Raw genomic sequence first — 13,595 nt, 5'->3', positions numbered from 1 at the left:
CAGAAAGATTTTTGGATGAAGGCTGCACTCAAAACCGCGGGTGGACGGTTCGAGGTCACCGAAGTCGAACGCCCGATTATTCCGTCGCGCGATTTCGTGTTGGCTCGGGTGCGCGTCGCCGGCATCTGCGGCACCGATCTGCGCCACTGGCAAAAGGCCGAGCCCGAACTCGAATGCCATATCGTCGGTCATGAGCTGGCCGGCGAAGTGGTAGAAGTCGGCGATGGCGTGTCGCGCTTCAAGCCGGGCGACCGGGTGGTCATCGAAACCGTCATGGGCGACGGCATCTGCGATTATTGCACAGTGCAGCGCTACAATATCTGCGAGCATCTGTACGATGTGCGGACCAAATATGTCTCGCGCGCGTACGGCGAATTCGTCTGTGGGCCGGAAAGCAAATTCTATCATTTGCCCAATCATGTCAGCTTCGAGGAAGCGGCGCTGATCGATACCTTCTCGGTGTGCCTGCACGCGCATCACCGCGCCGCAGTTGAGGTCAATCAGAAGATCGTCGTCATCGGGGCGGGGCCAATCGGGCTCGGCCAGTTGCAATTGGCTAAGCTCGCCGGCGCCGATGTTCTGATCGCCGATCCCGTCGGCAGCTCGCTCGATCTGGCGCGCGAGCTGGGCGCCAACGAGACGGTTGACAACGGCCAAGACGATCTGGTGTCGCGCGTAATGGCGTTCACCGGCGGGCGGGGCGCCGATGTGGTGTTCGAATGCGTCGGCGGCGAGCATATGCCGGAAACGCTGCCGCTCGCCACCAAGTGCGTGCGGCGGGGCGGTGCCGTGGTGGTCGTTGGCGGCTTCGACAAGGGCGAGATCGCCATCCCTCTCGAATGGCAGCGCGTCCAGATGTCCGAGATCCGCATCATCATGAGTGCGAGTTTTGCGTATCACGATATCTATCCGGAGCAAGGGACGGTGCTCGAATTGCTGGCGAGCGGGAAGCTGAACGCCAAGAAGCTGATCACCCACCGCTTCGACCTCGACCATATCAACGACGCGTTCGAAACGGCCGCGGCCAAGGAGCAAACGGGAGCGGTGTTCGTCGCGATCACGATCTCGTGACCGCACGTTTTCGCATCGGCACCTATGCCAACGGGGGCGGGGCAGGGCTGTGCACGCTGCAACTTGGCGAGGATGGCGGCTGGACCGTGGGGGCGGCGGATGACGGCGTGCCCAACGCCTCCTTCGGCACCCATTCCGCGCGTCATGGGCTGTATTATTTTGTCGATGAGCAGTTGGTGGGTGCGGTCGGCGTGTACCGCCCGGGCGCAAACGGGCTCGTACCGGTAGCGCGTGTCGCGACCCTTGGCATCGACCCCTGCTATATCGCGCTCGACCGCGACGAAAGCCTGCTCGCCATTGCCAATTATGGCAGCGGCAGCATCGTGGTGTTCCGTCTCGATTCTGAAAGCGGCCTGCCGCTCGAGCACCCAGCGCTCCGCGAGAACCTTGGCAGCGGACCCGTTTCCGAACGGCAGGAGGGGCCCCACGCCCATTGCGCGTGCTTCAGTCCGGATGATCGCTGGTTATTCCATGTCGATCTGGGCACGGATCAGATCCTGTCCTATCCGCTCAACCCGCGCACTCGGGCGCTCGGCGAGCGCAAAATTGCTTTCGCCGCGCCCCCTGGCAGCGGCCCTCGGCATCTGGTCTTCCACCCGATCCTACCGCTTGCGCTGCTCGCCAGCGAGCTCGCCAGCACGCTCATCGTGTTGCAGGTGGCAGGTGGCCGGCTGATCCCCCGGGAGACGATGTCGACGCTGCCCAGTGGGTATGGCGGCGCGAACATCTGCGGGCATCTCTCGCTGAATGCGGCGGGCGACCGGGCTTATGTCACCAATCGCGGGCATGACAGCGTCGGGGTCTATAGCTGGAACGAGGCCGGTATCCTCGCGCCGCTCCAGCACGTGCCAAGTGGCGGCCCCTCGCCGCGCGCCTTCGTGCTGCTTGAGGCCGAGCGGCAGATGCTGCTCGCCAACGAGCAGGACGGGACGGTCACGCCGTTCGCGCTGCAGGCTAACGGGACGCTGTCCGCTGCGGGCGCACCAATCAGCGTGCCGGGTGCGGCTTTTCCGTTCGTGATGGCGCACTGACGGCGGATGGCCGCCACCACCCGGTCGATCTACACGCTCAGTCCACAGGCCGATGTGAGCGCGGAGGAGTGCGAGCGTGGGATTCGGTTGCTGGTAGTCGAGGCGGCATTTTCCGGCGGCGCGACCGCGCTCACCACCGGCGTCATCCTCACCGCCTTCGCGCTGCATCTGGGCGCTTCCAACGTGATGGTCGGAATCTTGGCCAGCGCACCGTTCCTCGCGCAATTGCTGCAGCTGCCCGCTATTCTGCTAGTCGAACGGCTGCGCCAACGCAAGCGAATCGCCGTGCTGACCAGCATCGGCGGCCGCCTCATGCTGGGAGTGATGGCGGTGACGGCATTCTATACCGGCATGGAGCCATTGCTGGTGTTTTTGGCCGCGCAGTTCACGTTGTGCGGCCTGGGCGCAATCGGCACTTGCGCCTGGAACGCTTGGCTGCGCGATCTCGCGCCCGAAAACCGCCTCGGTCAGGTGTTCGCGAGGCGCACCGTGTGGCTCACCGCGATCAACCTCATCTTCGGGCTGAGCGCCGCGCTGGCGCTCGATTGGACAGGCGAAGGCTCGCGTGCACGAAGCCTGGTCTTTGCCGGTATGTTCGCGGCCGGCTGCGTGACTGGGCTGCTCAGCGCTCGCGTCGTCAGCGGCATGCCAGAGCGGACGATGCCGCCGCCGCCCGCCGAGCGCGTTCGGCTTGGCGAACTGTTGCGCCAGCCGCTGCACGATCTGAATTTCGTCCGGCTGCTGGTGTTCGTCGGCAGCTGGCAATTCGCCGTCAATCTCGCCACCCCGTTCTTCACCGTCTTCACCGTCCGCCAATTGGGGCTCGATATCAGCTTCGTCATGGTGCTGAGCGTGGTCAGCCAGATCGCCAATATCTTGGCGCTGCGCTCGTGGGGCGCGCTCAGCGACCGCTTCGCCAACAAATCGGTGCTCGCGGTATGCGCGCCGGTCTATATCCTGGCGATCGTCGGGATGATCGGAGCATCGCAGTTTGGCGATCGCGATCTGATGAAGGTCTGGCTGGTCGTGCTTCACCTACTAATGGGCGCTTCGGTGGCAGGCGTCACGTTGACCTCGAACAACATCGCGCTGAAGCTCTCGCCGCGCGGCAGCGCCACGGCCTATGTCGCGGCGAGCGCCACCGTAACCGCGGTGGCGGCTGGGCTGTCGCCGATCCTGGGCGGGCTGCTCGCCGACTTCTTTGCACTGCGCAGACTCGAACTGCTGGTGCGCTGGTCGGGGCCGCACAACGTGGTCAGTCTGCCGCTTGTATTGACGAGCTGGGATTTCTATTACCTGATCGCCGGGCTGCTCGGGCTGTACGCCATCCACCGGCTCACGTTGGTCGCCGAACATGGCGAAATCGAGCCGCGCGAGATGATGAGTGCGGTGTTAAGTGAAACGCTGCGCAGCGTTCGCAACATCTCCAGTGTCGCTGGCTTGCGCGATGCGACGGCGGTGCCGGTCTCGCTGCTTCGTGATGCGCGAATCAGGTTACGGCTGCGCCGTGTGCAGGGTCGCAGGTCGGAAGACTGACGACGGGGCAGGTTCACCCTTCCGGCATCCAGCGTTTATGTAGAAAATGGCGTGTGCCGCCGGGTGGGCGATCGGCGATGGGGGTGATCACAGTCCGCTCCGCCGATCCCATCACAAACGGCACAATCTGGTGGAAAGCGGATGGGCCGGCCTGATCGTCACGTCCGGGAGAAATTGACATCCTCGATCGGTACCGCCTCGAGCCGCCATCGTACAAATGCTACCGCATCAGCACCGATGAGTTCTTGCACTTGATGGACGTTCCGGGACGTGACGTGTAGCCCGCTCCGCCGGCGGGAAGCCCTCGGTTCTGCGCATGAAGGCCAGTGACCTCCGCACATGGTGCAGGGAACTGATGATGTCTCCGATGGTCCACCGAAACGGCGGCGCCGCTGTAAGCACATCTAATCGCATCTTTTGTCTCCGGGACCGATGAACGTCGGTTCTTCAAGCCGAGTGCATCGTTATCTTCTGGCGCCCCTTCGAAATCGCGCCGCATTATCCCATTGCGGACATGGATGGGTCCTTTCGGCTACTTCGCCCGTTACCCCGAAAAGGACCTAAAAGATCATGGCGAGCGTTGCAAAGAAGGACATCATCGCTATCGGCGGCTCCGCAGGCAGCGGGGCGGTCTTGAAACGGCTGTTGAGCGATCTCCCGCGCGACCTGCCCGCAAGCGTGTTTGTCAGCACGCACATTCCGGCCCATGCCACCAGCTTCCTTGCCGAGATGCTGGACGGAAGCGCCGCCATGCCCGTCACCCGTGCAGTAGACGGACAGCCGATCGAACGAGGCCGCGTCTATGTAGCCGCGCCCGACCGGCATCTGCTGTTGATCGATGGCACCATCCGTTTGGGGGAGGGGCCGCGCGAGAACATGGCGCGCCCTTCCATCGATCCGTTGTTCCGGTCCGCAGCGCTCTCCTACGGACCGCGCGCAGTCGGTGTGGTGCTTACGGGTATGCTCAACGATGGTTCGGCCGGGCTTCATGCCATCAAGGCATGCGGCGGAACGGCGGTCGTGCAGCACCCGCTTGACGCGGAGGCCGATCAGATGCCCCTCTCAGCGCTTGAGGCGACCGAGGTCGACCACGTTGCCTCGGCAGCGGACCTCGGCCACCTGCTTTCGAATATTGCGCAATCGGATGCTGGTGCAGGGATATCGCCATCTGATGGCCTCCGGCTGGAAGTGGATATCGCGGCGGGCGTGCGCCTGGGCAGCCACGCGCTAAAGCAGATTGCAACTCCAAGCCCGCTCTCCTGCCCGGAGTGCCAAGGCGTGCTGTCGGAGGTGAACGGTAGCCGGCCGCTGCGCTATCGCTGCCAGATCGGGGACGCTTACACGGCCGAGACCCTGGCCGCGAACATCGACGAGGTGGACGAGGCGATCCGCGTGGCGATGCGCGTCATGGAGGAGCGAGTGACGCTCGTGGAGCGCATGGCTCTCGATGCGCGTGAGAGCGGACGCAGCGCCGTCGCCGAGCTCTATGAAGCGCGCGGCGAAGAGTACCGCCGCTATGCCACGACGTTGCGTGACGCGGCCATCACTTCCATGCGACTGGGCCACGTGCCGCGCGACCGGAGTATATGATTGAATCCGCTTCATTAATGGCCACTCAGCGCCTACGTTGAACCGCCTAACGTGTGAGGTTTGAATGGCAGGCGTGAGCGAGGTCGCGGAGATCATTTCGGAGGCGGGCCGGACCGACCTAGAAGAGACGTCGATTCCGGTCGTAGGCATCGGGGTGTGTATCAGGTCACTCCGATCGCTCGAAACGCTGTTTGCCGGCATAGAAGCCGATGTTGGCGCGGCCTACCTCATCGCCGTGCGCCAGCAGGAGGGGCTGGACGTCGGAACCGTGGTCGACGTGCTTTCCCGCCAATCGCGGCTGCCGGTCACGATTGGGGCGGGCGGCGAGCGGGTCGAGCGCGACCGCATCTATGTCGGCGGCCCCGACGACATGATCACACTTAGCAACGGATATCTCGGCGTCCGTCCCGCCGCAGAGCCAGTGGGACATCGGGGCACGATCGACTCGATGCTGATTTCAATCGCCGAGCATGCCCACGACCGGGCAGTCGCAGTGATCCTGAGTGGCCTCGGTGGCGATGGTACGGCAGGCGTCACCGCGACCAAGAAGTTCGGCGGTCTTTCCATCGGCGAGGCAGGAACCGGTGACGACCACGCCGGCGCGCAGGGCGGGATCGGCCCGTTTGGGGCGGTTGACCTGCACGTTCCGATCGGCCGCATCGCAAGCGAGATCACGCGCTATCTCGGCAACGTGGCGCTGTTGGAGCGGGAAGGCCGTGAGGTCGCACCCGAGCAAATCGAGGCGCACGTCGCCCAGATCACGACCATCCTGCGCAACGTCACCGGCCACGACTTCCACGGCTACAAGCGCGGTACGTTCCTGCGCCGCGTCCACCGCCGGCTGCAGGTGCTTCATCTCGAGAATATCGAAGCTTATGTCGGCAGGCTGCGCAGTGATCGTCAAGAGGTACAGGACCTTTTCCAGGACCTGCTGATCGGGGTCACCCAATTTTTCCGCGATCCGCAGGAGTTCGAGGTCCTTGAAGGAGAACTGCCACGCCTGTTCGAAGGGAAGGGAGCTGACGACCAATTCCGCGTGTGGGTACTCGGCTGCGCGACGGGCGAGGAGGCCTACTCACTGGCAATCCTGCTGCGCGAGCATATGGCGACGCTGGCCCAACCGCCGCAGGTGCAGATTTTCGCGACCGACCTCGACGCGCGAGCACTAGGGCTCGCCCGCGCCGGCCGATACACCGACACGATCGCGAACCATGTCCGTGCCGACCGGCTGGAGCGCTGGTTCGTGCGCGAGGGCGATACCTATTGCGTCTCGAAGGAGCTGCGAGAGATGTGCATCTTCTCGCCCCATAATATCGTAAAAGACGCGCCCTTCTCGCGTGTCGATTTGCTGTCGTGCCGCAACCTTCTCATCTACCTGAATGCGGATCTGCAGAATCGTGTAATTCCGATTTTTCATTTCTCAATTAGACCCGCGGGCGTGCTGTTCCTGGGTTCTTCAGAGAATATCACCCGACACCAGAAGTTGTTCGCGTCAATCGATCGTCGCAGTCGCGTGTTCCGAAGGTTGGAGACAGCGACCAGGGTCATCCCGGACTTTCCCCTCAGCCTGCGCCCACGCGCTGCTGACCTTGGCGACATCGCGCGCGCCGAGCCGGCCGCTGCCTCACGGCTGACTGCTGCCGTCAGCCGGCAGGCCGAGGTTATCGCCGAGCGCTACGCCCCCGCTTATGTCGTAGTCGACCGTCAGTTTGACGTTCTGCATTTCTCCGGGCGAACCGGGCGCTTCCTTGAGCCAGTCGCAGGGGTAGCGACGCTCAACCTGATCAGCCTGATCCACCGTGACCTGCGAACTGAACTCCGTTCCGCGCTGCACCGAGCCCTGTCCAGTGGACAGCGGGTCGAGACGCCGCGCCTCCTCATTCAACAGGATGACCGGGCTACCGGCGTGAACCTAACTGTCGAGCCCATCGGCGGCGGAGACGTGACCTCGCTCATCGTTCTGTTCCAGGATTTGGGCGCGTTGCCGCAGGGCGTGGCTCACAGCGAGGGAGGGGCAAACGACGAGCATGTCGAACGGCTCGAGAGCGAGTTGCGTCTCACGCGGGACCGGCTGCAGGCGACGATCGAGGAGCTGGAATCGACCAATGAGGAACTCAAATCCTCAAACGAGGAGTATCAGTCGATTAACGAGGAGCTGCAGTCGGCCAACGAGGAAATGGAGACTTCCAAGGAGGAACTGCAATCGGTCAATGAGGAGCTTCAAACCGTCAACGGCGAACTCGGGCACCGTGTCACGGAACTCGGCCGCAGCAACTCTGACCTCAAGAACCTGCTGGAGGCGACCCAGATTGCGACCTTGTTCCTCGATAACGATCTGCGCGTCCGCAGCTTCACGCCGTCATCCATTGAGATCTTCCATCTGCTCGAGACCGACGTCGGCCGTCCGCTCGACCACGTGGTGTCGCGGGTCGCCTACCCCAACCTTCAGGAAGATGTCCGGCGTGTCCTGAAGACGCTGGCCCCGATTGATCGGACAGTGGTCGATCCTCTCACTGGGCGCCACTTTGCCGCGAAAGTGCTGCCTTATCGCAGGGTCGATAACTATATCAGCGGTGCGGTTGTGACCTTCACCGACCTTACCGCGGTCCACCAGGCCGAAATGGCGGTGCGTGAAAGCGAAGAGCGGCTTCACTCGCTCGTTGAAGGACTTACCCAGCTCGTCTGGCGCGCGGTTGACATAGGCAACTGGACCTGGGCGAGCCGGCAGTGGCAAGAATATACGGGCCAGTCCGAGGAGGACAGCCACGGGCAGGGCTGGATGGTGCCATTGCACCCCGATGATCGGTTGCTTGCTAAAGAGGCGTGGAGCGCGGCGGCCGAGCAGGGCGGCTTTCAGGTAGAGTACCGGATCCGACGTACGAGCGACGGAGCCTATCGCTGGTTCCAGACCCGTGCCACGCCAATTCGGGACGAACATGGTGAAACAGTCGAATGGATCGGCACCTCCACTGATGTCAATGACCTTCGGGACTTGCAAGGAAGGCAGGGCGTGCTGGTGGCAGAACTCCAGCACCGCACCCGTAACCTCATCGGCGTAGTGCGTCAGATGGCGCAAAAGACGGCTCGCGGCAGCAGCAGCCTTGACGACTTCCGAGACCGGTTCCGCGACCGACTGGACTCGCTGGCGCGGGTTCAGGGACTGCTCTCGCGGCTTAACGAGCATGATCGTGTCACCTTCGATGAACTAATCCGCACCGAACTAGCCGCGCACGGGGTTGAACCGGGTCAAGACGGCCGTGTCACCATCGAGGGTCCGAGCGGGATCCGACTACGCTCGACCACGGTCCAGACCCTCGCCATGGCGCTGCACGAGCTGGCAACCAACGCAGTCAAATATGGCGCCCTGGGACAGCCGGAGGCGGAACTTGCGGTCCGGTGGCGTATCGAAGTCGATGCAGCGGGGGCGCCCGGCGATCAGCCGTGGCTGCACATTGATTGGCGCGAGAGTGGGGTGAAGATGCTGCCACAGGCAACTACTTCCCCGGGGGGCGGGCAAGGCCGCGAGTTGATCGAGCGGGCGCTACCCTATCAACTAGCAGCGCGTACAACCTATGTCCTTGCAGGCGATGGCGTTCACTGTTCCATATCCATGCCTGTATCGGCGACTAACGAAGCTAATGAGGTGGACAATGGCTGATCGAAGCCTGCAGGCGTGCCGTATCCTCGTTGTCGAGGATGAATATCTGCTCGCCGACGAACTCGCGCAGGAACTGACGGATGCAGGCGCGGAAGTACTTGGGCCAGCGCCGACGATCGAACTGGCGCTACAGGCGTTGAAGGAAGGACCGGCTCCGGACGGCGCGATACTCGACGTGAACCTGAGCGGCGTGTCCGTCTTTCCGCTTGCCGACACTCTGATCGAGCGCGGGGTGCCCGTGGTCTTTACCACCGGCTACGACCCCGATAGCTTTCCGGTACGTTTTGCAAACGTGCCGAAGTGCAACAAGCCGATCAACATTTCCCGCATCACTGCGGCAATCGGACGCGCAATCCATCCGTAGATGGCGTTGTAGGCGAAATGTCGATCAGTGATCAAATATTGTCCACCGGCTTCTCGGCGACCGGCACCGTGCGAAGCAGCTCGGTGAGTTGCTCAGTATGGATCGGCTTTCGAGCCGGGCCACCGCTGCCAAACCAATTGGCAGCGCTTCGCGATTAAAACCGTCACAAAGGTGAAGAAGACTCTTCGTTGCTACCGCGCATCGGCTACGTAGAAGGCCAGTTCCCCGCGGATTTCTCGTCGAGCAGCACGCAGTCGATCGCTGGATCCTGTGCGAGCCGGCCAATATCCCGCCATCGATGTCCATTTCAATATCGGTTCCGTACGTCGCGTTAGGGCGCCCTCCGCGACGACGCACGTCTTGTTGTGGTGAGTGCAATCAATCCCCGCCAGCATCAGGATTGATGTCACGGCCCGCCTTGGTCAATTTCTCAGCTTTGTTCGGGTCGTCCTTACCGACGATGTCGGCGGTCGTCTTTTCGTCCGGGTTCTGCTTCTGAATGTCGCTGGACGGGTCTGCACCTTCGTCGTTGATGGCGGGTTCCTCGGCGGTCACGGGCATTCCTTTCGAATTGTGATCAGGCGTCCTATGGTTCGATTGGACGCCCGGGATAAACGCCGCTCAGCCCAAAGTGGGTCCACAGCCTTCGGTGGGCGCGATGGCTGTTGCAGCTTCGCCGAAGGCAAGTGGCACGCGTTTTCTCAAGCGGCAGCCCACAAGGGCTTCTGCCGCTCAGCGAAGGTGTCCCCCACGAGGTACGTAGAGTCGAAGTCGCCGATGCGGGTAAGCTTCACCCAATCGTGTATGTGCACCATTCCATTGGTTAGCGTCACAACGTCGCGAAGCGCCTTCAGGGTACGGTTCACGTGTACTCCTGTCAGCGAGGCGGCATCACCAAGCTGCTCTTGCGTGATCGGGAAGGCGTATGCCTGCAAGGCTTCGCGGTCACGACCTGATCGGATCGACATCTCGCAAAATATGTGAGCAATCCGGGTTTGAGCGTTACGTCGACCCACATTCACGACCCATTCCATCAGGATGGCGGCATCAAGCATGCAGTCGCGCCAGAATGCCTCGGCGATTGCTGGGTAGCGAGCGGCCACTGCCCGAAGCGCGGAATGTGGAACTCGCAAGATCACCGTTTCGCAGAGGGCATTCAGCCCGCCGATACCTAGTGGCCGCACAATGGAGAGCAGGTCGGCCATGTCGCCTGGCACATGAAAAGCGGTGATCTGCCGCGTGCCGTCGGAGGTTTGCCCAAAGCGACCGATCATGCCCTCGATGACGAGGCAGGCGTATGATGTTTTTTGACCGATGTGCAGATAATCCTGCCTTGAGCGCAGGACCACTTCCTGGGTCGGCAATGCGAGGATTGCCTGCTCCTCCTCCTCCGTGAGGACCGAGCGGGTCATTAGGCGATCTACGAACGGCTGTAGGCATGTGGTTGAACGATTCATAGCCACTCTCCCGGTTTGCAAACGGGAGCTCAATAAAACATTGAGTCTTTACCGCGTGCGACTCTTCTGACGGTTAACGCGTTGTAATAACATAGATCACGGTTAAGTTCTAACCTGGCAACCGTCAGCTGATCTCAACGATCTGCCGCACCAGTCCAATAGCTAGCCTCGCTTGATCAGCCGCGCCATTGTGGCGACCGCACTGCCCGACGAGACGGGCTTTTCCAAGCGCTCGACATTCGCGAACTCGGCGGGAATGCTTTCCTGATCGTACCCTGTGACGAAGGCGAATGGGACGTTCGCCGCAAGCAAGGCACGGGGCAGATCAAACGAGCGACCTGAGCCCAGATTGATGTCGACGAGCGCGCAGTCTGGTCTATCTCGGGTGAGCATCACGATGGCATCCTCCGGCTCGGGGCAAGGACCTAGTACCGTGGCGCCAGACTTCTCCAACACGCCTTGGAGATCCGTCGCGAGATAATAGTCGTCTTCCAAGATAAGGACTCGGGCTTCCGCCAAGATCAGTTTGTTTGTCATCGGTGTCATGGCTTCAATCCGCCCGTCTCAAGGATGCTTGCCCCCTGCATAAGTGGGAACGCGATATGGCAGGCTATGCCTCCCGGTCTGAGCTCGATTGAACCCGTACCTCGCAGTTCATATGGCACGCGTCGCGAAATCAGATCGGTGCCAAAGCCTTGCCGCAGAGGTGCCGCTCCTAATACTGAAACCCCGGATTCGACCCATGAGATCGAAAGCCATGGTCGCGATTCGCGCTCTTCCGACTGCCAGCTAATTGCAATACGGGCCCCATCACGTGCGAGCGCCCCAAATTTTGTCGAGTTAGTCGCCAACTCGTGGATAGCAAGGGCGAGGACCTCGGCTGCTTTTGGGGCGAGTTCTACGTCAGGTCCGGCAATACTGATCTGATCCTCATCAACGGCGTGCACTAGGAGCTCATCTCGGATCAAGGCGTCCAGATCGACCCCCGCGTCGACCCCGCGCGTGAGCAGGACCTGTGTACGTGCAAGCGCGCCGATCCGACCTTCCAGATGCTGGATGAAATCCTCAGCGCTCTGCCCTTCTTCATGAGTCCGGCGGACCATCGAGCGAACGACCGCAAGGATGTTGCGCACCCGGTGCTGAAGCTCTGCGAGGAGCGTCGATTGGCGCTCCTGGGCGCGGTGCCGTTCGGTGACGTCCTGACCGATCTTGAGGAAGCCGGTGGTTTCGCCGACGTCGTTCCTCAGCGGTACGGCAAACCCCTCGATGAACGCTCTCGCACCATCCTTGCGCAAGTGCCATCGAACATCGGGTGCGCGCCCTTCGCTCTGGGCGTTCGCTCGCTCCGCTTCGGGGACGGCGGCCGCCCGATCCTCCGCTGTGTAGGTGATCTCCATCGGTAAACCGAGCGCCTCCTCGGTTGACCAGCCGAACACGCTCTGCGCACCCGCATACCAGCTGTTGATCTTGCCTGAGGCGTCGGCCGTGAAGATGGCATAGTCGCGAGCGCTATCGATGATGAGGCGAAGCCGTTCCTCATTTTCGCGAAGGCGGTCCACCGCCATTCGGCGTTCCGTGACATCCGTCGCGGCACCGCACCATTCAACGATCTCGCCATCCTCTCCGAGGATCGGCGCCGCGCGCGACAGCGTCCAGCCGACACCCCCACCGGCGAGCATGACGCGGTGCTCGAGCTCGAACATGGACTTTTCCCGTATCGCCTTTTCGATCGCGCCGAACACCATCGGCCGGTCCTCTTTGAGGATATAGGTGTGCACCCAGTTCTCGATCGGTTCGGCGGTGGTGACGAGAAAGCCGCGGCCATCCAATTGGTACATCCGAGCCCAGTCCGGGCTCATGCGGTAATTGGTGTAGCTGCCAGCGGTCGCGAGCGCGCGAAAGTGTTGCTCGCCTTCATACAGCGCGCGCTCGGCTTCCTTGCGTGCTCCGATGTCGTTGAAGAGAATCGCGACACGATGATCCTCGGGTTCGCCGATACGGAACGCGTTGGCATCGTACCAGGTGTCAAGCGCTTCATGCTCGCATCGCTCCGGTTGGCCGGTCAGCGCGACACGGCCGCACAGGTCAAACCAGAACTGGTCATGATCGGGACGCAGCTCGCGCATGCGCTTGCCGGTCGCATCCTTCAGCCGCGTTTGCTTTTCGAAGGCGGTATTCACCTCCTCGAAGACGTAATCGATCGATCGTTGGTCTTGGTCAAAGAGAACCTTAACCACGCAGAACCCTGACTCGATCGACTCGAATGCTGCGCGATAGTTGCTCTCGCAGCCGCCGCTCCGGGCGGGCATCACGGGTTCGTCGGCCATTTATCTGCAACGCGGCACAACGCACTTGGATGCAGGAGCATCGGCGCACATTCGCTGAGGACGTGTCGCATGCGAGCATGCCGGGTAGTGAGGTGGCCTACATTTCTGCAGACGCGCTCAATAAGTTGCGTCCGATCGCCGGCAGGGGGGCATGACTCTGTGGCTTGAGAGTTGCTGATTTCACTGGTCATGTGCGAGCGCAAACGTCTTCTGCATAAAATAGCGCGAATTACCCGGCGGACAGTTAGCGACGACGCCAACAAGGCTGTAGCCCAGCTTTTCGTAGAAGCCGGGTGCCTGAAAACTGTACGTGTCGAGTGAAGCGCCAATGCAGCCGCGAGCAATCGCGAGCGCTTCGGCCTGTTGCATGATCGCCGAGCCCAGAGATGCGCCGCGCTGGCCCTCGGGCACGAAGAGCAATTCGATACGCAGCCAGCCGAACAAGGTCGATCCCCACAGGCCACCGATTGTCGAGTCACTCTCATCCTTGAGCAAGACGGCGAGCGGACCCGTTGCGCCCGGCGCGACGTGACCGCGATTGAACGCCGCCAAGCCTGCCAA

At 62.0% G+C, this 13,595-nt stretch carries 11 protein-coding genes; 6 read left to right on the top strand and 5 right to left on the bottom strand.

All coding sequences use genetic code 11. From position 1 onward, the window contains the following. Positions 1-15 precede the first annotated feature (15 nt). The 6 genes from NV382_RS10125 (at position 16) to NV382_RS10100 (ending at position 9,250) form a co-directional block, all read left to right on the top strand. On the top strand, positions 16-1,071 hold the full coding sequence (locus tag NV382_RS10125; RefSeq protein WP_260596633.1) for a zinc-dependent alcohol dehydrogenase: 1,056 nt from the start codon (positions 16-18) through the stop codon (positions 1,069-1,071). Next, entirely contained in the window at positions 1,068-2,102 is a 1,035-nt protein-coding gene (locus NV382_RS10120) for a lactonase family protein (protein ID WP_260596632.1), read from the top strand. Before NV382_RS10125 ends, NV382_RS10120 begins: the two co-directional genes overlap by 4 nt. Positions 2,103-2,108: 6 nt before the next feature. Next, positions 2,109-3,638: an MFS transporter gene (locus NV382_RS10115; protein WP_260596631.1), complete on the top strand. Its 1,530-nt coding sequence runs from the start codon at positions 2,109-2,111 to the stop codon at positions 3,636-3,638. Between the two features lie 570 nt (positions 3,639-4,208). Then, positions 4,209-5,228 (top strand): chemotaxis protein CheB, encoded by a 1,020-nt coding sequence (locus NV382_RS10110; protein WP_260596630.1) that lies wholly within the window; start codon positions 4,209-4,211, stop codon positions 5,226-5,228. A gap of 73 nt (positions 5,229-5,301) precedes the next feature. After that, a complete protein-coding gene (locus NV382_RS10105; protein ID WP_260596629.1) occupies positions 5,302-8,886 on the top strand; it encodes a CheR family methyltransferase in 3,585 nt (1,194 codons plus the stop codon). Continuing rightward, the gene (locus NV382_RS10100; RefSeq protein WP_260596628.1) at positions 8,879-9,250 is read left to right on the top strand and encodes a response regulator; all 372 of its coding nucleotides are present in this window, start codon (positions 8,879-8,881) and stop codon (positions 9,248-9,250) included. Before NV382_RS10105 ends, NV382_RS10100 begins: the two co-directional genes overlap by 8 nt. 378 nt (positions 9,251-9,628) lie before the next feature. On the opposite strand, the gene NV382_RS10095 is transcribed toward NV382_RS10100, so the two are convergent. From NV382_RS10095 to NV382_RS10075, 5 genes are all read right to left on the bottom strand, one after another. Further along, the gene (locus NV382_RS10095; protein WP_260596627.1) at positions 9,629-9,805 is read right to left on the bottom strand and encodes a hypothetical protein; all 177 of its coding nucleotides are present in this window, start codon (positions 9,803-9,805) and stop codon (positions 9,629-9,631) included. A 146-nt stretch (positions 9,806-9,951) separates the two neighbouring features. Continuing rightward, positions 9,952-10,662, bottom strand: coding sequence for a Crp/Fnr family transcriptional regulator (locus tag NV382_RS10090; RefSeq protein ID WP_260596626.1), 711 nt, complete (start codon positions 10,660-10,662; stop codon positions 9,952-9,954). A gap of 207 nt (positions 10,663-10,869) precedes the next feature. Next, entirely contained in the window at positions 10,870-11,253 is a 384-nt protein-coding gene (locus tag NV382_RS10085; RefSeq protein WP_260596625.1) for a response regulator, read from the bottom strand. After that, on the bottom strand, positions 11,250-13,034 hold the full coding sequence (locus tag NV382_RS10080) for a PAS domain S-box protein (RefSeq protein ID WP_260596624.1): 1,785 nt from the start codon (positions 13,032-13,034) through the stop codon (positions 11,250-11,252). The genes NV382_RS10085 and NV382_RS10080 overlap by 4 nt, the downstream gene beginning before the upstream one ends. A gap of 180 nt (positions 13,035-13,214) precedes the next feature. Beyond that, on the bottom strand, positions 13,215-13,586 hold the full coding sequence (locus NV382_RS10075; RefSeq protein ID WP_260596623.1) for a GNAT family N-acetyltransferase: 372 nt from the start codon (positions 13,584-13,586) through the stop codon (positions 13,215-13,217). Positions 13,587-13,595: the final 9 nt, after the last annotated feature.

The organism is Sphingomonas endolithica, from assembly GCF_025231525.1.
Classification (GTDB): domain Bacteria; phylum Pseudomonadota; class Alphaproteobacteria; order Sphingomonadales; family Sphingomonadaceae; genus Sphingomonas; species Sphingomonas endolithica.
Note: the sequence above shows the minus strand (reverse complement) of the source record. Positions and strands in the feature narration are given on the sequence as shown.